Raw genomic sequence first — 753 nt, forward strand, 5'->3', positions numbered from 1 at the left:
GGGGTAGGGCCGGCCGCGGGCCGGCAGCGCGCGCCATCTGGCAGGTATCGACCCACGGTCGATACCTGCCCGGCAGGCCATGACCGTGGGTCATGGCGCAGGGTTCAGACCTGCTCGACCAGATCGCCCGGTGCGGGCGGATTGGATGCCAGCAGCTCCAGGTGGCGCTGCTCCATCTCCTCGCGCAGCTGGCGGCGGATCAACGCGGCGGCATGCCGGCGGCGTTCGTCGGCAGTTTCCAGCACCAATGGCGGCACCGGGGTCGGCTTGCCGTCGTCATCCACCGCGACCATGGTGAAGAAGCAGCTGTTGGCGTGGCGCACGCTGCGCTTGAGGATGTCCTCGGCCACCACCTTGACCCCGATTTCCATCGAGGAGGTGCCGGTGTAGTTCACCGAGGCCAGGAAGGTGACCAGCTCGCCGACCGCGATCGGCTGGCGGAACATCACCTGGTCCACCGACAGGGTGACCACGTAGCTGCCGGCATAGCGGCTGGCGCACGCGTAGGCGACCTGGTCGAGCAGGCGCAGCACCGCGCCGCCGTGCACCTTGCCGGAGAAATTGGCCATGTCCGGCGACATCAGCACCGTCATGGACAGCTGGTTGGATTTGAATTCGGGCATGGGTCGATTGTAGCGGGCGATGGCAGGCCCGGTAGTGCCGGCCGCTGGCCGGCAGGCTGAAACGACGACGGGCCGCTATCGCGGCCCGTCGTTGCTTCTTCGATAGTTGCCGCGCTGCGCGCGGCCAGCC

1 protein-coding gene is annotated in these 753 nt (G+C 68.3%); it reads right to left on the reverse strand.

What is annotated here, in order from left to right:
• Positions 1–104: 104 nt before the first annotated feature.
• On the reverse strand, positions 105–623 hold the full coding sequence (locus QMX81_RS20900) for an acyl-CoA thioesterase (protein WP_121042740.1): 519 nt from the start codon (positions 621–623) through the stop codon (positions 105–107).
• Positions 624–753: the final 130 nt, after the last annotated feature.

It is taken from the genome of Stenotrophomonas sp. PS02301 (assembly GCF_029959485.1).
Taxonomy (GTDB): domain Bacteria; phylum Pseudomonadota; class Gammaproteobacteria; order Xanthomonadales; family Xanthomonadaceae; genus Stenotrophomonas; species Stenotrophomonas maltophilia_Z.